Origin of the sequence: Rhodococcus sp. 06-156-4, assembly GCF_002259345.1 — a bacterium.
GTDB lineage: Bacteria > Actinomycetota > Actinomycetes > Mycobacteriales > Mycobacteriaceae > Rhodococcoides > Rhodococcoides fascians_E.
On the sequence record NZ_NPGB01000018.1, the window covers coordinates 61,323 to 80,625 of the forward strand.

Here is a 19,303-nt window from a genome sequence, read left to right on the forward strand (position 1 = left end):
GCGGTGAGGCGAGCATGAGCGACTATCCCGATGTGCCGGAGAGCATCCTGAAGGTCATCAGAGCGGTGTGCTCGAGATTGCCCGAGACCGTCGAGGAGCGCGCGTGGACCGGGGTGCGCTGGCGGGTACGCACCAGGACGTTCGCGCACGTGTTGGTGGTCGAACCGGGCAGGCCGGCGTCCTACGCCGACGCTGCGGGACTCGCGGAACCCGCCACGGTGTTGACGTTCCGATCCGAGGCGCCCGAACTGGACGTGCTGCTGCGGTCCGGGCCGCCGTTCTTCGCGACGCCGTGGGGGCAGGACACGGTGGGAATGCTGGTCGACGACGCCGACGAGGACGAACTGTCCGAGCTGCTCACCGACAGCTACTGCCTGCTCGCTCCCAGGAAGTTGGCGGAGTCCGTGGATCGTCCGGGCACCTGAGTCGTGCCGGTGACACACTCGAAGACATGACAGCGTTCCCTGTACTCGACCTGACCCCGGACGAACTGCTGACCACGACCCGCACCGTGCGCAAAAGACTGGACCTCACCCGTGACGTCGACCCGAATCTGATTCGCGAATGTCTGGAGATCGCGTTGCAGGCACCGTCGGGTTCCAATCGGCAGGGCTGGCAGTGGATGGTCGTCACCGACCCCTCGCTGCGTACGCAACTGGGGGAGATCTACCGCCAGGAGACCGAGAAATACCTGGCGTCGCGGGCGTCGGCGGCGAAACTGTTCGCCGACGACCCCCAGCGAGCACCGGTGCAGAAGCGAGTCGGTGACAGCGTGGCCTGGCTGGGTGACCACATGGGGGAGGTGCCGGTTCTGCTCATCCCGTGTATCCGCGGGGCCGCCCGGCTCCCGGCCGGCAATCAAGCCGGCCTGTGGGGATCACTGCTGCCCGCCGCGTGGAGCTACGCGCTGGCCGCCCGAGCGCGAGGACTCGGCACGGCGTGGACGACGCTGCACCTGTCCCGGGAAGACGAGGTCGCAGAATTGCTGGGTATCCCGCAGGGCTTCCATCAGGCCGCGCTGATCCCCACTGCGTACTTCACCGGTGAGACGTTCAAGCCCGCTCCGCGTGAACCGATCGATTCGGTTCTGCACATGGACAGGTGGTAGGCGCGGTCGTCGGCGGGCCAGTGGTGCAGGGTACTTCAGCTGCGAGCCCTACGCGCGAGTTCGACAGTAGCTGCGCGGAGGTCGTCGATCTTGGTTATCGGTGACGCGTAGCCGACTCTGGTCGTGGCATGTCCACGAGGTGTGGTGACGCTGAGATCGAGGCCGTACCGATCGGCCGTCGTGCATGTGGCGACGGTTGCATCGGGATAACCGCCGAGGTTCTGCGCCATCGCCAGTAGCGAATCGGCATGATCCTCGTTGAGATGCGAGATCGCGTACGCCGCTCCGGGTGACACCGGATCGGCAGTGGCGGTCTCGTAGTCGGCGGCTGTGGCCGAGTCCATTCGCCCGTAACCTCCGACCCAGCGGGCTCGTTCGACTCGGAGCACCCACAGCGAGAAATCGCTGTAATCGATGTAGTACTTCGCCGCGGGCACAGCATCGAGGTGTGCGGCTCGAGCGGCGTCGAGTTCGGGTCCGGTGGGAGCGTCCACCCGGCCGGCAAGCGTCACCCGGGAGATCGCCAGAGGATCACTCGCGGTTTCCGGGGCGACGATCGAAACACTTGCGCGTCGATCACCGTGCAGGTTGCGTCCGTGTTCGGCCATCCGAGAGACACACAACACGGGCGAGCCACCCAGAAGTCCGTAGGTGACGTACGACGCCCACGGATCACCGTCGGCGGTCAGGGTGGCGAGCGTCGCGATGTTGGTCGACGCGGCGACGGTGCGAGCTTCCTCTGCAGGCGTCGGTCGGCGGACGTCCTCGACATCGACGAGCGGGGGAGGAGTCGACGGTGCATCACCTGGGTCGCCATGATCGAGTGCCATGCCGGGCAGTCTACGGAGTCGCCGTGTGGCACGGGCAACTGTGTGACGCCGTTTGGAGACCGACCCGTCTGGGCATGTCAAGGCCGTGATGAGGGTGTTGCGCACCAACCGGACGGTGCGAGCGGTAATGGCGGCGATGGGGTTGTTCGTGGTGGTCGCTGCAATCTGGGCCGGCGTGGGGTATGTCTACGCCGACGACAGTAAGGCAGCGTCGGCGACGACGGTCGGTTTGTGCGTGCTGGGTGTGGGGTGGCTTCTGGTGGCGCTGGCCGTGACGATCAAACTGGTTCGGCTCAAGCTGAGGCGCAAGGCCAGCACCGACGAGTAGTCGGGGGGCGCCCCGGATCGTTCGTCGATTCTGTACTGTCACGAAGTCACGAAGTCCCGAAGTCCCGAAGTCCCGAAGTCCCGCACTCCCGAAGTCACCGGCACTCGAACTCACGTACGTCGGCGGAGAGAATGGCGGCCTGCTGACCGGCATCGGGACCGGAGCCACGAAACGCGTGAAGATGCTCGACGTCGTCCCACCTCTCGTAGATGTCGATGCGCCCGCTGTCGAGCAGGTCGGCAGCGATGGAGAAGTCCAAGCACCCTTCCGATTCCCTGGCCAGCCGCACTACCTCCACACAATCGGACAGGTAGGAATCTCTGGAGTTCGGTTCCACGGTGAGGTGCCCTGCAACGATGATCATGTGGGTACCGACATCGCGGTAGCCGGAAACTCATCGCCGAGGAGCAGCCGTGCGGGCACGAAAGATCGTCACCAACCTCACCGTCCCCGACATCGATGCAGCGAAAGGCTTCTACGAGCAGTTCCTGGGCCTGGAGACCCAGGAATTCAATCTTGGATGGGTGGCACGGTTCACCGCACCCGACGGCGACACCAGCGTCCAGCTCGTCACCCGTGACCGAACCTCACCCGTCGACTCCGTGATGTCGGTGATGACCGACGATGTCGACGCCGCGTACGACGAAGCCGTCGGCGCCGGGTACGAGATCGTGCGTCCGGTGACGGACGAACCCTGGGGCGTGCGGAGGTTTCTCGTCCGCGCGCCGGACGGAAACGTCGTGAACATCGTCCGTCACCACGGCGACTAGGCCTTCACCCGGCGATGAGGGCTCCACGGCGATCAGGGCTTCACGGCGACTGAGCTTCACGGCGACTGGGCTTCACTGCTGTACGGACTCCAGTACCGCCAACGTGCGGGTCGCTCTGGTCATCGCGACGTACCGATCGACTGCGCCCTCGATGCCGCTGCCGAACGCGGCCGGTTCGACGAGAACCACCAGATCGAACTCGAGCCCTTTGGACAACGACGGGGTCAACGACCGGATGCGATCGGTCTCACGGAACGTCGCGGCTCCGATGACGCATCCGATGCCGTCCGGGTTGTCGGCGAGCCAACGCTCGGTGATCGACGCGAGTTCCGACGGGGCCCCGTACGTCACCGGGACACCGCCGGCCCGAATGGATGTGGGTACGTTCGCGTCGGGGAGCACTCGTCGAATCTCGGGTTCGGCGACGGCCATCACCTCCTCCGGGGTGCGGTAGTTGATGGTCAGTTCCTGGATGGTCACGCCTTTCGTGTCGGTGTCGGTGACGCGTCCGATGCCCACTCGTTCGAGTCGGTCCATCCACGTCTCGGTGAATCCGTGGCGCGCCTGCGCCCGGTCGCCGACGATGGTGAAGCTTCCGGACGGGCAGCGCTGCACCAGCATCTGCCATTCCGCGTCGGTCAATTCCTGTGCCTCGTCGACGACGATGTGCGCGAACGGCCCGGCCATTCGGTCCGGTTCGGTGTGCGGAAGCACGGAATCGTCGACCAAGGCGTCGCGAATTCCGTCCTGCCGGAGTTGGGCGTACAGGCCGTCCTCGTCGTCGAGCTGCAGGAGTTCCTCGACGACCCGGTCCATCCGCCGTCTCTCGGCGGCTGCCGCGGCCGCGCGTCGGCGCAGGATTCGCCCTGATTCGGGGTCGCCGAGGCGGCGACGGGCCGCATCCAGGATAGGAAGATCCGCCGTGGTCCATCGAGAAGGGTCGCTTCGCTGCAGAAGCGCGACTTCGGCCGAGGTCAGCCACGGCGCGCACAGACGCAGGTATGCGGGTACGGACCACAGGTCGGCCACCAGGTCGGCCGCCTCGACCGACGTCCACGAATTGTCCAGAGCTGCACGCAGTTCGTCGTTGGCCTGAAGCGACGCACGGACCTCGGACTCCGGGGCCTCACCGACGTACTTGTCGACGAGGATGCTCACCAGGACGTCCCACACGAGCTCCCGAGCGTCGTTGTGCGGCGTCGTCGAATCGGCGGCGTCGAACGCTTCTTTCCAATCGGCAGCCGAGAGGTGAAGATCCGCCCACTCCGTCTCCACCGTCATCGGCTTCGTGGGGGGCTGTTCGTAGAACCGAACAGCTCGTTCGACGGCCCCGACCATGTCCACCGATGATTTGAGCGCGGCGACGGCCTGGTCGTCCTCGGTTTCGGCGGTGTCGCCTTCGGCCACGAGGTCGGGCAGCGTGCACGTGAGCACGCCCTCCTCACCGAGGCTGGGAAGAACATCGGAAACGTAGTTCAGGTACGGCTTGTGCGGTCCGACGAAGAGCACCCCGCCCCGATTGTGGCCCAGCCGCGGATCCGAGTACAGCAGGTAGGCGGTGCGATGCAGCGCCACAACGGTTTTGCCGGTACCGGGACCGCCGTCGACCACGAGCGCACCGTCGGATCCTGCTCTGATGATCGCGTCCTGGTCGGCCTGAATGGTGCCGAGAACGTCACGCATCCTCGGAGACCGTGTGGCTCCGAGGCTCGCGATGAACGCAGATTGGTCGTCGAGTGCCGCAGATTCGGCGCCTTCGCCCGCGCGGTCGGTGAACACCTCGTCCCAGTAGTCGGCGACGCGGCCGTTCGCCCATCGGTATCGGCGACGTCCGACCAAGCCCATAGGGTTTCGATGAGTGGCACCGAAGAACGGTTCGGCAGCGGGGGAGCGCCAGTCGAGCACCAGTTGCTCGCCTGCGTCGTCGAGCAAGCCGACGCGTCCGACGTAGATCGGATCGGAACCGTCGGCGGGCTGCATGTGTCCGAGGCACACGTCGAGGCCGAACCGTCGTAGAGAGCGAAGGCGTTGGGTCAAACGGTGAACTTCGAAGTCTCGTTCCATCGCTTCCTGACCCATTCGCCCGGTGGACCGCCGCGTGGCGTCGAGTCGAGCCGTGGCGTCGGCGATCGACGACGCCAGGCTGGATCGAATTGCGGCGAAGTGCTTTTCGTCCTCGTGAATCAATTCGGCTGCGGCCTTTCGAGCCCGGTTTCCGGTCAGGTCGAAGGCCGAGGTCGACGTGTGGTCGCTGGTCGAGGGTGGCATGCGCGCACGCCTTTCGTTCCGGTGAGTGTCAGGTTCGGTGCGCTATTCTGCGGCACTACCGGGGTCTTGCCACAAGCCCATGGGTGCGCTATAGATTAATAGTGGAAGAGACACGTCGTCTCGATTCCGCTTCAGAATCCCCAATTGCCACCGGCGCCCCACTCGCCGTGCTGGGCACTCTGCAATTCGGAACTGCAACCGGATTGCCCTGAAAATACACTGATTACAGTGGTCGACGCCGAGAAATTGTGCCTCGAACCCTGTCGAGGGTGGGGGAGGCGTCCCTCCGCCCGGACTCCGCGACGAGGGTCGGCTCAGGCCTTCTCGGCGGTGCGCAGCCGCAAGATCACAAGGATCACTACGGCAACCGACGCCGACACGACGACGACCTTCTGCAGAATCCCGGCGTACCCCTCCACGAGATGCCAGTTCTCGCCGAGTCGATAGCCGGCGGTGACGAAGACGGTGTTCCATATCAGACTGCCGACCGTGGTGAGCAGAACGAATTTCAGCGGCCCCATCCGCTCGATCCCGGCCGGCAGCGAGATGAAACTGCGAAACAGCGGGATCATTCGTCCGAGCAGGACTGTCTTGGAGCCGTGCTTCGCGAACCAAGCCTCCGATCGATCGAAGTCACGGGCTTGAATCAGCGGCATTCGCACCACCAGCGCGCGAGTACGTTCCCGCCCGACGATCGCGCCGACGCCGTAGACGACGATCGCGCCCAGAACCGACCCGAGCGTCGTCCAGAAGAGCGCGGCACCGAAGGAGAACACTCCGTTGCTGGCGGAGAAACCGGCGAGAGGCAGGACCAGTTCACTCGGGATCGGCGGGAACAGGTTGTCCGCTCCGACGACGAGGGCTGCGCCGGGGCCACCGAGGGCATCCATCACGTCCACCGCCCAACCGGCGAGCCCGCTTGGAGGTTCCGCCTCGCTGGCGGCTGCAATCAACATGTGGGACATGACATTTCTCCTCGTTCGTAGATGACGTGGCTCCTCCAGGAAGGACACCGAGAACGTTAGGAGCGCCGGGCCCGTAGGACATCGAGGACAGCCGTCGATCGTCGCGGTGGTACGCCCCCGTGCACATAGTGCGGTTTTCCGCAGTGTCGAGACCCGATGTGCTCGGTTACTCTGCATGCGTGCCGGGGAACCACGTCGAGTACCCACCCGAGCAGTCGGATCGTATCGCCGGCAGCTCGCTTATCGGGCGATGGCTGCTGGCTCTGGCGGGAGTACTGCTCGGTGGTCTCACGTCGGTTGCGGGCTTGCTCTTCATCGCGGTGGCGTCGGTTGCCCTCGTCTCAGGGCACGTGCTCGGAAAGCGTGGGGAGCCTGTTCGTGCCGCCGTTGCGGAGGGTGCGCTGACGTTGACTGCGCTCGAGGTTCGGAGGATCATCCGCTTCCACGGTCGGTTACGGACAGACGTACTCACTCCACGACGATGCAGGACATATCTTGGAATGCGCTGGGCTGTAGGGCTACTCGGACTGGGCGTGGTTCTACTGCTAGTGCTGTGTCTCGCCGTGGCCGGGTCGATGCTGTCTGCATGGCTTCTGAACGGCAGTTGGGGCTTGATCGAGAGTTCGGACCGAGTCGACGCGCTACTCGTGGCAAGTGCGGCGCTGCCTGGAATCTTGTTGATGTTCGTAGCCGCCGTCGGGGTGGTAGGGGTGGGGTCGCTGGATCGATGGTTCGGCGCTCGAGTTCTGGGACCGCAGTCCGACAGGTTGCTGCGCCACCGCGTCGCAGAACTGACGAGCAGTCGGAACCATGTGGTCGATGCCATCGACGACGAACGGCGCCGAATCGAGAGGGACCTGCACGACGGTGTGCAACAGCAACTGGTCGCACTCGGGATGCTCATCGGCCAGGCACGACGCGCCGACGAACCCGGCGAGCTACTCGATCGCGCGCGAGCGACGGCGCAGGAAGCGATCGGGGAACTGCGCGAAGTCGCCAATCGGGTGTACCCGATTGCCCTCGATCACTCCGGCTTGCGCCAGGCGCTGGAAACGATGGCCGAGCGAGCCACTGTTCCTGTCCGAATCACGTACGAACTGAAGGAGAGGGTGCGGCCCGCGGTGGAAACGGCACTGTACTTCGTGGTCGCGGAAGCGGTGACCAATGCAGCCAAGCACGCATCCGCTCAGGTGGTGATCGTGACTGTCACCCGCCAGAAAGTCGAACGCATACGTGTCGTCGTCACCGACGACGGTGCCGGAGGAGCGAATCCTTCGGGCACCGGTCTGTCCGGGTTGGCTCGGCGCGTCGCGGCGTTGGACGGCACCTTGACCGTGGACAGCCCCTGTGGCGGACCGACCGTCGTGACCGCGAGCGTTCCATGCGGGTGATGGTCGCCGAAGATTCGGCCTTGCTGCGCGAGGGACTGGTGCGCATGCTCGCCGACGAAGGCCACGATGTGATCGCGTCCGTTGGCGATGCGGACGCACTCCTGGATGCCGTCGAGGAGAATCGCCCGGACATCGTCGTCACCGATGTGCGCATGCCCCCGGATCACACCGACGAGGGTCTGCGGGCTGCACTGACCATCCGCACACGATGGCCCGATGTCGCGGTTCTCGTGCTGTCCCAGCATGTGGAGACTCGATACGCGGGGGAGTTGATCAGTGGTTCCGACGGGAAGGTCGGGTATTTGCTCAAGGACCGCGTGGTCGAGATAGACGAATTCCTGGACGCCCTGAACAGAGTTGCCGACGGCGGAACCGTGTTCGACCCCGAGGTCGTGCGACAACTGTTGTCGCGCACGAGCAAATCGAACCCCGTGGACCGACTCACTCCGCGCGAACGCGACGTGCTCGAACTGATGGCTCGGGGCTTCACCAATGCGCGGATCTCTGCCGATCTGTTCATCTCCGTCAGTTCGGCCGAGAAGCACATCAACTCGATCTTCGAGAAACTTGGACTGTCGAACTCCGCCGGCCTCAGCCGTCGCGTCATGGCCGTCGTGACCTACCTTCGTAGCTGACGATCGGTATCGGGGCGTTCGATGGTTCACCGAGACATGCGCTTCCCAGTCTGCCGACCGAGTGGTATCCATGAAGTGTGCGCAAGCTGGTCATCACACAGAACATCACCATCGACGGCGTCATCGAAGCAACCGACGATTGGTTCACCCAAGCCGGGAACGACCCGGAGCTCGACGCGGCATTGGCGGCTCAGCGCGACGCCTCCGACGGCTTCCTGGTAGGCCGAGTGACCTTCGAAGGTATGCGTGACTACTGGGGACCGAAGACCGACGACACAACTGGCGTGACCGATCATCTGAACCAAGTCGCCAAGTACGTCGTGTCCACGACACTGCAGGAACCCGGGTGGGCGAACTCGACCGTATTATCGGGTCCGCTGGTCGACGAGGTGACACGGATCAAGAAGACGACCGGTTCCGACATCGTGTGCACCGGAAGCATCACGTTGTGTCGCAGTCTGATTGCGGCGAATCTCGTCGACGAGTACCGATTGTTCGTGTATCCGTATGTTCGCGGTCACGGCGAACGGTTGTTCGACGGTGCACCATCGCTCGGGGTACGCCTGCTGGAGTGCCGGGCGTTTCCATCCGGCGCATCGTTGATGCGTTATGCGTCCCCGTCGTGACGTAGAGGTACGGTGTACGGTCTGCCGAACTGCGTGGAGACACCTGGTGCGTACAACACCGAGTCCGGTGGACTGTCGGATACGTTCGGAAGTCCCGCTGCACCGAGGAGTTGGTCGTCGCAGTGGGTGACGGCGGCGTCGTACAGCTGCCAGCGGCGATGGACATTCGGCAAGTACAGAAGCCGTCCTGCCAAGGAAGTGTGCAGACCCCAACGCGCGGTGAGGAATTGAGCAAGTGGGTCGTCGGACATGTCGCAGGAGCCACGATGCACCCCGAAACTCGTTGTGCTTCCGCGCTGCGGCGGCGCGAGACGATTGCTTCGGTAGGCAATCGACGTCTCGTCGTCCTCGATGGTGATCGACGCCCAGCGATACGGAACACCGACGAGGTTGGTCCCGGCAACCACCGCGAGACGGCTGGCTTCCAGCGATCGGAACACCACCCCGCGCCTGCCGTTCGCGTCCACCGAGTACAGCCGAACGTTGATCTCGGGAAACGTACCGAAATAGGGGACAGGACGACCGTATCCGAGCCCGGCTCCCACCATCCGAAACCCGATCAGTCCGACCCACGACGTGCCGTCGAACTCGTCAGGGACAGTGCCTGCAGGCAAGAGCGGTGCAACACGCCGACTCGGAACGCGCCAGTGCAGGAACACCAGGCGTTCCCAGCGCTGGTCCATGAGAATCGGGCGTGGTAACAGCGGGGGCCTCGGCCACAGTCGTCGTCCATCGTCGGGATTCATTTGATCAACAGTAGGCGTGCACATCCGCGCTCAACCGAAAACTTCCTCGGCGCCTCGGTTCGCCGCTCCAGCCGATTCGGATTCGCTCGTTTGCGTCGTCCACGAACCTGTGGGTCGATCGGTGCTCTGCCGGTCGCCTCCACCGTGGTGTAGTCGGCGGATGGGAATAGATGCGCGCACCGTCCTTGTGGATGTTTCCGAGCAGGTTGGCGTAGGGGGGAGTAGTTTCCGCATTCGTCGAGCCTGCGGCGCACTAGCTGAAGCGTTGAATCGCGTGCGGCGGAAATTTCACGACACGCCTGCACCGCCAACGAGGCGGAGGGGCGCCGCATCGTCCGTCACGGCAGGTCGCGTGTCGTTGTGGTCAGCACCCATTCGATGGCGGTGGTCACTGCATCGCGTGATTCCGGCGAATCGTCGAACATGTCGAATCCGTGAGTGCCCTCGGGTACGTCGATGATGTCGAGTTCCGCTTCGGCTTCCGATGCGGCCGTGATGAAAGCGTCGACGCCGGCGATGAATTCCGGTCGCTCTCGCCCCACCTTGGTGAGCAAGATCGGGAGCCGGCCGACGCTTCGGATCGCACCGACAGAGTCGACGTGCGGATCGACGCCCCATTCCGGGACGGTGTCCAGCACCGGGTAGGTGAGCGCGATGCACGTCAGCCACGATGGCGGGTCCCTCAGCCAATCGGTAGTGAGCAGTCCGCCTCCGGAGAAAAACCAGAGGGCGACCCGGTCGCGGTCCACTCCGGGTAGCGTCCGGGTGAGTTCGACGCCAGCCGCGACTTCCTCCGCAGCTGATCTGCAGTGCGCCAGGGTGTCCATCTGATGTTGAACGGTGACGCCGATGGCACCTCGCTCGGCGACGATCGATCCGTAGCCCACATACATGGGGTGGTCCCGTGGCCGCCAGTCGTGAACGCCGGGAGGGCGTGGCCCGCCGTGTACGAAGACAACAATCGGTTGTTTCACACGCGCTGGTTCGGGTGACTCAGCCGACCGATAGACGTCGATGGGCACTTAAATTGACATAATGTAGATTATCGGCAAAAGCGCGACCAGCGTGTACGCCCGGATGAGCGCCCAGTGATCGACCGATCCGTTGCGCGTACATGTGCCCGCCTTCGAACCGGATCGACGATCGTCCTAACTGCGCCGTGTGCTGGCTGATGCCTTCCAGCGTCCGCGTGCACCCTTGGGTCGATCCGTGCGCCATGATTCGATTCGATTCGATTCGATTCGGCTCGCAGGCCGGAACCGTCTCCTCGTGGTAGCGCGACCTCCGACTCGGAACCTTGGCCGCTTCCCTGTAATCGTGCCACTCTCTGTTATTTCGTCACAGTGACGAAACTTACGGTTGTCGCCGGTCGCCGTCACGCGTCGAGTCATGTCTTTCGGTACGCGCGAGGCAGAACGAACCAGAATCCGATCATGATCACCGCGACCACGACGGCCGCCGGTAATGCCGCAGTCACGCCGAGGACTATCTCGAATGTCAAGGCAACAGCTCCGATCAACGTGATACCCAGCATCACGATGCCGCTGATCGCGAGCGTGTTGCCCACTCGCACCAACACACCGATTGCACGCTGACGAAACAGCAATCGATGCATGCCCACCGGCGCAACCAGCAGTATCGTCGCGAGAATCGACGCCGACACGGTCACGAGATATACGACGTGACCCGCTGAAGAGAGATCGTCGAAGCGACTTTGGAACGGCAAGGTGAGCAGAAATCCCGTCAGCAGCTGGACGCCGGTCTGGACGACCCGCAGCTCCTGTAACAGTGCGAGCCAGTTCCTGTCGAGCTGCTGAGTGGGAGTTTCGTTGCGCGCCTTACCGTTCCATTCGAGGTGATCCGGATCCTCGTCGGTGCTCATTGCATCAGACTAGCTGCGGAGACTACTCAGAGTTCGAATTCGCTGGGGTCGATTCCTACCGAGAAGCACGCGTTCTTGACAGCGGCTTTCTCGTGATCGTCGAAGTGTCCATCGGCACCGCCGATGATGATGCCGATCTGGATCACCGCACGAGCTTGATCGGGTTTGCCCTTCAACTTGCCGATCGTGGCAATTGCCTCCACCTTGCCGAAGTCGAAATCTCCGGCAAGCTTGTCGCAGTACCAGTCGAACTTCTGGCGAAGCTCCTCGGCGGGAAAAACTTTGAGCGCTTCGTTGCCGGAGATCAGTGCCGCTGTCTTCTGCCGCTCGGCCGGATCGATGGTGCCATCGGCCGCAGCGATCAGGGCACACATGGCCATGCTCCCGTTCGCGAACTCCTTGTTCTTGAACTGGACGGTCTTGGTCTGCAACTGCCCGTTCAGTTCGGTGGCCTTCGCCTTCAACTGGTCCCAGAAAGCCATGACATTCCTTCGCTCGCGTTGCCCGGACCGCACTCTCCGTGCGGTCGCCACCATTGTGCCCGTCGGTCGACCGGTTTGCCGGAATCAGTCACGACGATCTCGGGCGAGCACTCAGTGAACTCTGGCGGCGACTTCGGCCCCCAGGCTGGTCGTCGGCAGTAGGATCGGCGCGTGAACCTCGAGGAGTACGTGTCCAAGGACGCAACCGAACTCGCATCCTTGGTGGCGGGCGGCGAGGTCACCGCACCGCAATTGCTGGAACTCGCTCGCCGACGCGCCTACGACGTCGACGGCAAGCTCAACTCGATCGTGGCTCGAACCGATTCCGCAGCAGACGACGCGGCGCAGACCCTCGGCCGCGGACCGTTCGCGGGTGTTCCGTTTCTACTGAAGGACCTGGCACAGGAATACAAGGGATACCCGACGTCCTACGGGTCGCGTTCACTTGCCGACGACATCGCGACCGAGAACTCGTTGATCACTCAGCGATTCCTCGACGCAGGTCTTGTCGTCTTCGGTAAGACCAACACACCGGAACTCGGCGCCAAGGGCGTCACGGAATCGGACTACTGGGGTCCGGCTCGCAATCCGTGGAACCTGCACCGAACACCCGGCGGTTCGTCGGGTGGTTCGGGTGCCGCCGTAGCCGCCGGGATCGTTCCAGCGGCCGGCGCGAACGACGGCGGCGGTTCCATACGAATACCGGCCGCATGCAACGGTCTCGTCGGACTCAAGTTGAGTCGGGGGTTGTCGCCGTACGGACCACAGACCGGCGAAATCATGTTCGGGATGGTCAGTCAGGGCGTCGTCAGCCGGACGGTCCGCGATAGTGCGGCCCTCTACGACGCCATCGTCGGGCCGGACCCGAGCGCCGGCTACCTCGCGCAGTTTCCTACGGAGCGATTCGTCGACGCGATAAGAACCCGCCCGACCGGACTTCGAATCGGATGGTCCACGTCGTCGACCGTGAATCCGTCGCCGCATCCGGAGGCTGTGGCGGCCGTGGAACACGCGGCCGCGCTGCTGGAAGAACTCGGCCACCATGTCGAAGAGGTTCCTCAGCCGTACGACGACTGGGCACTGTCACGTGACTTTCTGACGATCTGGTTCGCGCAGGTGTACGCGCAGGTAGCCGAGATCAAGGCCAGGACCGGTGCCAAGAATTCCGATTTCGAGGCGGACACGCTCGCCGTGGCCGAGTACGGTCGCCACACCGGATTCGTGGCCCCGGTAGCAGCGCTCGAGAACACGAAGGTCTACACGCAGTCGCTCGCAGCGTTCCATCGAAAGTTCGATTTTCTTCTCACCCCGACCTTGGCTACTCCCCCGCTTCGCATCGGTGCTGCCTCGACTCCGCCGATGATGCAGCGCGCGGCGCGAGCGGCAGGTGTTCTTCGCGCTGGACGGATCATGGATCTGACAGGGATTCTCGACGATGTCGTCCAGAACAACCTCGGGTGGGTGCCGTACACCCAGCTCGCGAACGTCACCGGCCGACCGGCAATCAGTGTCCCGGTCCACTGGACCTCGGACGGTTTACCACTCGGCGTTCAATTCGTCGGACACCTCGGCTCCGACGGCGCTCTTCTTCGGCTTGCCGCGCAAATCGAAGAGGCTGCTCCGTGGATTCACCGCTTTCCTGCAACTGCCACCCCTGTCTGAGGAACGCGCCCGTTTGACGGCTGCGGGCAGCGGTTATCTCGTGTCGGACAGCGATGCACGCTGCCGGACACGAGACGAGGAGAAGACATGGCGGCCGACAAGTCCAGTAGCTCTCAGCCTCAGCTGAAGGACGAGGACCTCTACGAGAAGCTGCGCGAGGAGGGCAATTCCAAGGAGAAGGCAGCGCGGATCTCCAATGCCGCCGCCAACCAGGGTCGTTCCACGATCGGCGCGAAGGGTGGCGAATCGGGCTCGTACGAGGACTGGACCGTCGACGAGCTGAAGTCACGCGCCAAGGAACTGGGTATCGAGGGTTACTCCGACCTGAGGAAAGCAGAGCTGATCGACACGCTCAGGGAACACTGACCCCCGGACATCGGCCCGGCGGACCGGCCTCAATTCCGGAGATACGCCAGGATGTCCGGGGTAACCGCATCGGTGATGTCCTGGTACGCGTCGTGCTTGGTCAAGAACTTGGCCACCAGCGGGCACACCGGAACGATGCGACGTCCGCGCGCACGGACGTCGTCGAGGGCAGCAGTCACCAGAACCGAGCTCAGACCATGGCCGGCGTAGGCGTCGTCGATTTCGGTGTGAAAGAAAATCCGTTGCTCGCCGCGGTCACGAAACTCGGTGAATCCGATGACGTGTCCGTCGAGTACGAGCGTGTAACGCCGCCCGTCCGTGTCCTCCGAGACGACCACACGATCGCGGATGTCGTGCTGCTCGTTGCTCATCATTTCCCTTTCGGCGACGTCGTGTCGGAGTGCGGACGAACCTGATGCCGACTCACGATGGAGATTCGATTGAACGCATTCATGGCTATCGCGACCCAGCTGACGGCAGCCACCTCGACCTCGGTCAGGACACTGCTCGCTGCAGCGTAATCGCGGTCCTGGTCGACGGAACCAGGAAGCCGAGTCACGGACTCGACCAAGGTGAGCGCTGCGCGCTCCTTGTCGCTGAACAGTGATGTCTCGCTCCACGCCGGTAGAACCGCGAGCCGCTGAGCACTTTCGCCTGCCTCCAGCGCGGCGGTCGAATGAACGTCGAGACAGTAGGCGCACCCGTTGATCTGAGACACGCGAACGTTCAGCAACTCGACGAACCGTCGATCCATCCCCGCGGTGCCGGTCGCGGTGCGAACAGCTTTGGCCACTGCCAGCTGAGCTTTGAACACGTCTGGATTCGCTTTGTCCAGCAAGACCCGGCGCGGAGTGACTTCGGACAACGGAGGCCTTTCGACGATGCGGTGGACGTTCGCGAACAACGATAACCCATGTAGTTGACGTCGCAACTATATGGTCACGAACCGTCGGGTGCCGTCGGTCAGCGCAGCCGTTCGGCATCCCTAGCGAGGGCAACGAGATCTCCGCACAACCGCGCGAGCTCGTCCGCACCCGCACCCTCGGCCACAGCCGTCGCAACATCCTCCGCTGCGCACCGGACCTCGAAGTTGCGGTCGATCAGTGCGGATGCCTCGTCCGCACTCAGCACCACGGCGTCCTCGGGAATCGACGTGCCCTTGACCGCCGACCTGTGTTCGTAAGCACGCTGCCGACACGACTGCCTGCAGTACCGCCTGCGCCGTCCCATGCCACCGTCGGCGACGTCCCGGCCACACCAAGCGCAAGCGTGCACGCGACGCGACTTCACCGACATGCCGACGAGCCTACGACGGTCTGGCGGTAGAATGGCGCAAACGTGTCTGCGGGTCGGCTCGTGTCGTGCGAACGTCGAGCCCGTGGCCGGGAACGATTCGCCGCGCCGGCGCGTTGTACATCCGTGAGTCGAATGCAGTGCGCGCTGCGGACGAGCACGCACTATCGAGGGAGAGGACGCCACAATGGCAGATCGAGTACTACGAGGTAGCCGACTCGGCGCCGTGAGCTACGAGACCGACCGCGACCACGACCTTGCGCCACGCCGCGTTGCGCGTTACCGCTGCGACAACGGTGAGGAGTTCGATGTCCCGTTCGCGGACGACGCCGAAATCCCCGGAACGTGGCAGTGCCGTAACGGTTTGGAAGGCTCACTCATCGAGGGCACCGCTCCCGAGGCCAAGAAGGTCAAGCCGCCCCGTACCCACTGGGACATGCTTCTCGAGCGTCGGTCGGTCGAAGAACTGGAAGAGTTGCTCAAGGAGCGCATGGACCTGTTGAAGGTCAAGCGCCGCGGCGCCTGATCCACGCACACGGTCCCGACAAACCGCACCTGCCGAATGCAAAACATTCGGCAGGTGCGGTTTTTTTGCTTTTGCTCGGAACGAAAGTCTGTTTATATCCCCCAGGGTCTGCAATAGAGCAACATTCGTCACCTCGGAAGTGAATTCAGGCAGACAAGATGCCATTATTGTTGACACGATTCGTTCGGTCTTTCGCAGGTAACGGACCCGCGGGACGATGCGATCAACAATCGAGCGAATACACGAAACAGTCGCAGTTCCGGACTGCTGAACGAGGGGGCAACTACACGTGACCGACGAGCCCGGCAGTCAACTCGAATCGCTACGCGGTGAGCTCGATGCTCTCGACGCTCGTATTCTCGAGTCCATTCGGCACCGCATCGAAATCTGCTCGCGGGTTGCGTTGGTCAAGCGTGAGTTCGACATTCCGATGATGCAGCCCGGTCGTGTCGGGGTAGTGCAGGACCGCGCACGCGCATTCGCCCGAGAGCACGGGTTGTCGGAAGATTTCCTGACCTCCGTCTACGATCTCCTGATCGGCGAAGCGTGCCGGGTGGAGGATCTCATCATCGACGACCGCGAGAGCATCGATGCGGATGTGTCCGTCGGCGAACGTGGCCGGTGATGACACCATGCCCGTGCGAACCCTCCTGATCGACAATTACGATTCGTTCACCTACAACCTCTACAGCTTGCTGTGTGAGGTCAACGGGATCGAACCTGTCGTCGTACGCAACGACGTCGACTGGAATTCCCTGCCGCTCGGCGATTTCGACAACGTCGTCGTCTCCCCCGGACCCGGCCGTCCGAGTACACCCCACGACCTCGGCATCAGCGCGCGAGCGATCACCGAACTCGATCTACCTATTCTGGGTGTGTGTCTCGGTCACCAGGCGTTGTGTCATCTTCTCGGCGGCGAGGTCGACCTGGCGCCGACACCCATGCACGGCAGGCTCTCCGACATCACCCACGACGGAAGCGGTCTGTTCGCCGGTATCCCGTCGCCGTACTCGGTCGTGCGTTATCACTCCTTGACGGCCACCTCCCTGCCCGACGAGCTCGAGGCGTGCGCGTGGACCGACGATGGCCTGGTCATGGCCGTCCGTCACACGTCCCGTCCCATGTGGGGCGTGCAGTTCCATCCGGAGTCGATCAGCACCGAGTACGGACGCGAACTACTGTCCAACTTCCGCGACCTCACTCGCGAGACCATGCACGCTCCCGCTGCTCCCCCACGGTCTCGATACTCGATCGAAAGCCGCTGCATCGAAGGAGCTTTCGACACACGGCGTGTCTTCGAGCTTCTGTACGCGACCGGCCCCAACGCGTTCTGGCTGGACGGAAGTTCTGCAGTCGAGCCGGATTCACGGTTCACCATCATGGGTGACTGCTCGGGCCCCCTCGCGGAATACCTCACGTACCGCGTGGCCGAGCGTCGGGTGGACGTACACCGGCCCGATGGGTCGACGGAGTCGTTCGAGTCGACCTTCTTCGACTACCTGAACGGCCAGTTGAAACAGCGTGCCGTACCTGCTCTCCACGACCTGCCCTTCGCGTTCGGTCTGGGGTACATCGGCTATCTCGGGTACGAGTTGAAAGCCGACGTCGGCGGTCAACTGGTACACACCTCCGCAACACCGGATGCATCGATGGTCTTCGCAGATCGCGCGCTGGTGTTCGACCACGAGGCCGGCAACTGTCACGCACTGGCACTCGTGACCGAGTACGGCGACGCGACGACGTCTGCCTGGTTCCAGACCGTCGCCGACGCCTTGGGTTCGCTCGGTGAGGAGATCGAGAGCGCCGAACCCGAGCCTGTTCCGTTGCTTGCACCGGAATTCGAGACGGCACTTCACCTTCGGCACGACAGGGAGAAGTACCTCGGGCTCATCGAGCAGTGTCTTGCGGACATCACGTCCGGTGAGACCTACGAGGTGTGCCTGACGAACGTCGCGACTCTTCCTGGTCCCATCGATGCCCTGGAAACGTACACGTATCTGCGAGAGATCAATCCGACTCCGTACAGCGCGTTCCTCGGTTTCGACGATCTGTCGGTCGCGAGTGCCTCTCCCGAGCGGTTCCTGCGAATCGACGCCGACCGCGTGGTCGAGTCCAAGCCCATCAAGGGAACCCGCCCGCGAGGCAGCACTCCCGAACAGGACGAGCTTCTCCGGACCGACCTGGTCGGCAACGAGAAGGACAAGGCCGAGAACCTGATGATCGTCGACCTGGTTCGTAACGACCTGGCGCAGGTCTGCGTGCCGGGTTCGGTCCACGTGCCCAAGCTGTTCGACGTCGAGACCTACGCCCCGGTACATCAACTGGTCTCGACCGTGCGTGGACGGCTACGCGACGACGCATCCGCGGTGGACTGCATCAGCGCCGCTTTCCCGGGTGGCTCGATGACGGGTGCACCCAAGATTCGGACCATGGCGATCATCGACAAGCTCGAAGACGGGCCACGCGGAGTTTATTCCGGTGCGATCGGCTATTTCTCGTTGACCGGTTCGGCCGACTTCTCGATTGTCATCAGGACGATCGTCTCCACCGAACACGAGGTGACGTTCGGTGTCGGCGGCGCAATAGTCGCCCTGTCGGATCCGGAAGAGGAATTCCAGGAGACGATGGTCAAGGCGGTGTCGATGCGTCGCGCGCTCGCGCACGGCACGAAAAAGGAGGACCGTTCCGGCGAGTGACGCCGGCCCGGTCCTCCCACGGAGATCCGATGCCCGGCCGACCATGTCGGCCCAAGGAAACTACGGTGTCGTGAAGTACTCGAACACCGCGGGCTGCACATTCGGGTTTGCGTTGACGGTGCCGATGATGGTTCCGGCAACGACGCCGATGGCGGTACCGATGATGCACCCGGCAATGAAGTTCGGGAAGATCGACACGCAACCGATTGCAAAGCCGAGGCCGGCGCCGACTGCGGTTCCGACTGCTCCGCCGCCGGTGTATCCGATCACGATCTGATTGATCATGTTGTCGAACGCGGCTTGCTTGCTGACCGGTCCTGCTGCGTCGTTGATCAACGACGCCGGCTGCGGGGTCAGGAGCAATTGCCTGTCCCCCACCACTGCTGGGGCGATCGAATAGGTCGCGCCGTTCACGGAGTACGTCAGCGGCAGACTCGCGAGAACCGTCCCGGAGTTACCCACGACGTCCACCGAATTGTCACTGCTGTCGATACGGAAAGCGCCTGCGTCGAGGACTGTGCTGACGGATCCATCCGTCGTGACGGACGTTTCGTAGCCCACGGATTCGGTGGGGTCCGCATTCGCGGTGCCACCGCCGACAGCGATTGCCACCGACGCAACCGCGAGAACGGTCGCCGCCGTCGTCGCAACTGATTTCCTTCGTTTCACAGGTATCCCCAGACCGTAGTCGAACCACTGTTACCGGACGCCCAATAGTATTCCTCGGTC

24 protein-coding genes are annotated in these 19,303 nt (G+C 63.4%); 12 read left to right on the forward strand and 12 right to left on the reverse strand.

Annotated features, from left to right (window positions below; genetic code table 11):
- The first annotated feature begins 14 nt into the window (after positions 1–14).
- Complete coding sequence (locus CH290_RS11165; protein ID WP_033188864.1) at positions 15–425, forward strand: MmcQ/YjbR family DNA-binding protein; 411 nt, start codon at positions 15–17, stop codon at positions 423–425.
- 26 nt (positions 426–451) lie between these two features.
- Positions 452–1,108: a nitroreductase family protein gene (locus CH290_RS11170; protein ID WP_033188829.1), complete on the forward strand. Its 657-nt coding sequence runs from the start codon at positions 452–454 to the stop codon at positions 1,106–1,108.
- A gap of 35 nt (positions 1,109–1,143) precedes the next feature.
- Here CH290_RS11170 and CH290_RS11175 read toward each other — a convergent pair whose 3' ends face one another.
- A complete protein-coding gene (locus CH290_RS11175) occupies positions 1,144–1,938 on the reverse strand; it encodes a HugZ family pyridoxamine 5'-phosphate oxidase (protein WP_033188830.1) in 795 nt (264 codons plus the stop codon).
- Between the two features lie 115 nt (positions 1,939–2,053).
- Between CH290_RS11175 and CH290_RS11180 the strand changes: the two genes are divergently transcribed.
- Positions 2,054–2,266 (forward strand): hypothetical protein, encoded by a 213-nt coding sequence (locus tag CH290_RS11180; protein ID WP_230620921.1) that lies wholly within the window; start codon positions 2,054–2,056, stop codon positions 2,264–2,266.
- 94 nt (positions 2,267–2,360) lie between these two features.
- Here the strand turns inward: CH290_RS11180 and CH290_RS11185 are convergent, their stop codons facing one another.
- Positions 2,361–2,630, reverse strand: coding sequence for a putative quinol monooxygenase (locus CH290_RS11185; RefSeq protein ID WP_019667638.1), 270 nt, complete (start codon positions 2,628–2,630; stop codon positions 2,361–2,363).
- Between the two features lie 49 nt (positions 2,631–2,679).
- Between CH290_RS11185 and CH290_RS11190 the strand changes: the two genes are divergently transcribed.
- The gene (locus tag CH290_RS11190; RefSeq protein ID WP_033188832.1) at positions 2,680–3,036 is read left to right on the forward strand and encodes a VOC family protein; all 357 of its coding nucleotides are present in this window, start codon (positions 2,680–2,682) and stop codon (positions 3,034–3,036) included.
- A 72-nt stretch (positions 3,037–3,108) separates the two neighbouring features.
- Here the strand turns inward: CH290_RS11190 and helR are convergent, their stop codons facing one another.
- Together helR and CH290_RS11200 are read right to left on the reverse strand one after the other, a co-directional pair.
- On the reverse strand, positions 3,109–5,304 hold the full coding sequence (gene helR, locus CH290_RS11195) for an RNA polymerase recycling motor ATPase HelR (protein ID WP_033188833.1): 2,196 nt from the start codon (positions 5,302–5,304) through the stop codon (positions 3,109–3,111).
- A gap of 314 nt (positions 5,305–5,618) precedes the next feature.
- Positions 5,619–6,269, reverse strand: a complete 651-nt coding sequence (locus CH290_RS11200; RefSeq protein WP_033188834.1) for a DedA family protein — start codon at positions 6,267–6,269, stop codon at positions 5,619–5,621.
- A gap of 179 nt (positions 6,270–6,448) precedes the next feature.
- On the opposite strand from CH290_RS11200, the gene CH290_RS11205 reads away from it, so the two are divergent.
- From CH290_RS11205 to CH290_RS11215, 3 genes are all read left to right on the forward strand, one after another.
- Entirely contained in the window at positions 6,449–7,660 is a 1,212-nt protein-coding gene (locus CH290_RS11205; protein ID WP_033188835.1) for a sensor histidine kinase, read from the forward strand.
- Entirely contained in the window at positions 7,651–8,295 is a 645-nt protein-coding gene (locus CH290_RS11210; RefSeq protein ID WP_019667643.1) for a response regulator transcription factor, read from the forward strand. The genes CH290_RS11205 and CH290_RS11210 overlap by 10 nt, the downstream gene beginning before the upstream one ends.
- Before the next feature lie 77 nt (positions 8,296–8,372).
- Positions 8,373–8,921, forward strand: coding sequence for a dihydrofolate reductase family protein (locus tag CH290_RS11215; protein ID WP_033188836.1), 549 nt, complete (start codon positions 8,373–8,375; stop codon positions 8,919–8,921).
- Here CH290_RS11215 and CH290_RS11220 read toward each other — a convergent pair.
- The 4 genes from CH290_RS11220 to CH290_RS11235 all read right to left on the reverse strand — a co-directional run bounded on the left by CH290_RS11220 (position 8,903) and on the right by CH290_RS11235 (position 12,031).
- Positions 8,903–9,667, reverse strand: a complete 765-nt coding sequence (locus tag CH290_RS11220; RefSeq protein WP_230594365.1) for a YqjF family protein — start codon at positions 9,665–9,667, stop codon at positions 8,903–8,905. The genes CH290_RS11215 and CH290_RS11220 overlap by 19 nt on opposite strands.
- Before the next feature lie 338 nt (positions 9,668–10,005).
- On the reverse strand, positions 10,006–10,560 hold the full coding sequence (locus tag CH290_RS11225) for an alpha/beta hydrolase family protein (protein WP_230620922.1): 555 nt from the start codon (positions 10,558–10,560) through the stop codon (positions 10,006–10,008).
- 494 nt (positions 10,561–11,054) lie between these two features.
- Positions 11,055–11,549: a DUF6328 family protein gene (locus CH290_RS11230; protein ID WP_033188839.1), complete on the reverse strand. Its 495-nt coding sequence runs from the start codon at positions 11,547–11,549 to the stop codon at positions 11,055–11,057.
- A gap of 26 nt (positions 11,550–11,575) precedes the next feature.
- Positions 11,576–12,031: a tellurite resistance TerB family protein gene (locus CH290_RS11235; protein WP_033188865.1), complete on the reverse strand. Its 456-nt coding sequence runs from the start codon at positions 12,029–12,031 to the stop codon at positions 11,576–11,578.
- A gap of 171 nt (positions 12,032–12,202) precedes the next feature.
- On the opposite strand from CH290_RS11235, the gene CH290_RS11240 reads away from it, so the two are divergent.
- Together CH290_RS11240 and CH290_RS11245 are read left to right on the forward strand one after the other, a co-directional pair.
- Positions 12,203–13,693 (forward strand): amidase, encoded by a 1,491-nt coding sequence (locus CH290_RS11240; protein ID WP_020113221.1) that lies wholly within the window; start codon positions 12,203–12,205, stop codon positions 13,691–13,693.
- An 87-nt stretch (positions 13,694–13,780) separates the two neighbouring features.
- The gene (locus CH290_RS11245; RefSeq protein ID WP_020113222.1) at positions 13,781–14,059 is read left to right on the forward strand and encodes a DUF7218 family protein; all 279 of its coding nucleotides are present in this window, start codon (positions 13,781–13,783) and stop codon (positions 14,057–14,059) included.
- A gap of 29 nt (positions 14,060–14,088) precedes the next feature.
- On the opposite strand, the gene CH290_RS11250 is transcribed toward CH290_RS11245, so the two are convergent.
- From CH290_RS11250 to CH290_RS11260, 3 genes are all read right to left on the reverse strand, one after another.
- Complete coding sequence (locus CH290_RS11250; RefSeq protein WP_020113223.1) at positions 14,089–14,430, reverse strand: GNAT family N-acetyltransferase; 342 nt, start codon at positions 14,428–14,430, stop codon at positions 14,089–14,091.
- Positions 14,430–14,924 (reverse strand): carboxymuconolactone decarboxylase family protein, encoded by a 495-nt coding sequence (locus tag CH290_RS11255; protein WP_027499078.1) that lies wholly within the window; start codon positions 14,922–14,924, stop codon positions 14,430–14,432. The genes CH290_RS11250 and CH290_RS11255 overlap by 1 nt, the downstream gene beginning before the upstream one ends.
- Positions 14,925–15,022: 98 nt before the next feature.
- Positions 15,023–15,355, reverse strand: coding sequence for a hypothetical protein (locus CH290_RS11260; protein ID WP_027499079.1), 333 nt, complete (start codon positions 15,353–15,355; stop codon positions 15,023–15,025).
- Positions 15,356–15,539: 184 nt separating this feature from the next.
- Here CH290_RS11260 and CH290_RS11270 point away from each other — a divergent pair, with 184 nt between their 5' ends.
- The 3 genes from CH290_RS11270 (at position 15,540) to pabB (ending at position 18,574) form a co-directional block, all read left to right on the forward strand.
- Positions 15,540–15,878 (forward strand): RNA polymerase-binding protein RbpA, encoded by a 339-nt coding sequence (locus tag CH290_RS11270; RefSeq protein WP_026348228.1) that lies wholly within the window; start codon positions 15,540–15,542, stop codon positions 15,876–15,878.
- A gap of 289 nt (positions 15,879–16,167) precedes the next feature.
- Entirely contained in the window at positions 16,168–16,503 is a 336-nt protein-coding gene (locus tag CH290_RS11275; RefSeq protein WP_020113226.1) for a chorismate mutase, read from the forward strand.
- Between the two features lie 7 nt (positions 16,504–16,510).
- The gene (gene pabB, locus CH290_RS11280; RefSeq protein ID WP_033188866.1) at positions 16,511–18,574 is read left to right on the forward strand and encodes an aminodeoxychorismate synthase component I; all 2,064 of its coding nucleotides are present in this window, start codon (positions 16,511–16,513) and stop codon (positions 18,572–18,574) included.
- A 60-nt stretch (positions 18,575–18,634) separates the two neighbouring features.
- On the opposite strand, the gene CH290_RS11285 is transcribed toward pabB, so the two are convergent.
- On the reverse strand, positions 18,635–19,243 hold the full coding sequence (locus CH290_RS11285) for a DUF8020 domain-containing protein (RefSeq protein ID WP_019667657.1): 609 nt from the start codon (positions 19,241–19,243) through the stop codon (positions 18,635–18,637).
- Positions 19,244–19,303: the final 60 nt, after the last annotated feature.

Excerpts from the sequence above, each read along its gene's own strand:
- CH290_RS11165 (WP_033188864.1), top strand. The coding sequence starts at position 15 with ATGAGCGACTATCCCGATGTGCCGGAGAGCATCCTGAAGGTCATCAGA.
- CH290_RS11170 (WP_033188829.1), top strand. The coding sequence starts at position 452 with ATGACAGCGTTCCCTGTACTCGACCTGACCCCGGACGAACTGCTGACC.
- CH290_RS11175 (WP_033188830.1), bottom strand. The coding sequence starts at position 1,938 with ATGGCACTCGATCATGGCGACCCAGGTGATGCACCGTCGACTCCTCCC.
- CH290_RS11185 (WP_019667638.1), bottom strand. The coding sequence starts at position 2,630 with ATGATCATCGTTGCAGGGCACCTCACCGTGGAACCGAACTCCAGAGAT.
- helR (WP_033188833.1), bottom strand. The coding sequence starts at position 5,304 with ATGCCACCCTCGACCAGCGACCACACGTCGACCTCGGCCTTCGACCTG.
- CH290_RS11200 (WP_033188834.1), bottom strand. The coding sequence starts at position 6,269 with ATGTCCCACATGTTGATTGCAGCCGCCAGCGAGGCGGAACCTCCAAGC.
- CH290_RS11210 (WP_019667643.1), top strand. The coding sequence starts at position 7,651 with ATGCGGGTGATGGTCGCCGAAGATTCGGCCTTGCTGCGCGAGGGACTG.
- CH290_RS11220 (WP_230594365.1), bottom strand. The coding sequence starts at position 9,667 with ATGAATCCCGACGATGGACGACGACTGTGGCCGAGGCCCCCGCTGTTA.
- CH290_RS11225 (WP_230620922.1), bottom strand. The coding sequence starts at position 10,560 with ATGTATGTGGGCTACGGATCGATCGTCGCCGAGCGAGGTGCCATCGGC.
- CH290_RS11230 (WP_033188839.1), bottom strand. The coding sequence starts at position 11,549 with ATGAGCACCGACGAGGATCCGGATCACCTCGAATGGAACGGTAAGGCG.
- CH290_RS11235 (WP_033188865.1), bottom strand. The coding sequence starts at position 12,031 with ATGGCTTTCTGGGACCAGTTGAAGGCGAAGGCCACCGAACTGAACGGG.
- CH290_RS11245 (WP_020113222.1), top strand. The coding sequence starts at position 13,781 with ATGGCGGCCGACAAGTCCAGTAGCTCTCAGCCTCAGCTGAAGGACGAG.
- CH290_RS11250 (WP_020113223.1), bottom strand. The coding sequence starts at position 14,430 with ATGAGCAACGAGCAGCACGACATCCGCGATCGTGTGGTCGTCTCGGAG.
- CH290_RS11260 (WP_027499079.1), bottom strand. The coding sequence starts at position 15,355 with ATGTCGGTGAAGTCGCGTCGCGTGCACGCTTGCGCTTGGTGTGGCCGG.
- CH290_RS11270 (WP_026348228.1), top strand. The coding sequence starts at position 15,540 with ATGGCAGATCGAGTACTACGAGGTAGCCGACTCGGCGCCGTGAGCTAC.
- pabB (WP_033188866.1), top strand. The coding sequence starts at position 16,511 with ATGCCCGTGCGAACCCTCCTGATCGACAATTACGATTCGTTCACCTAC.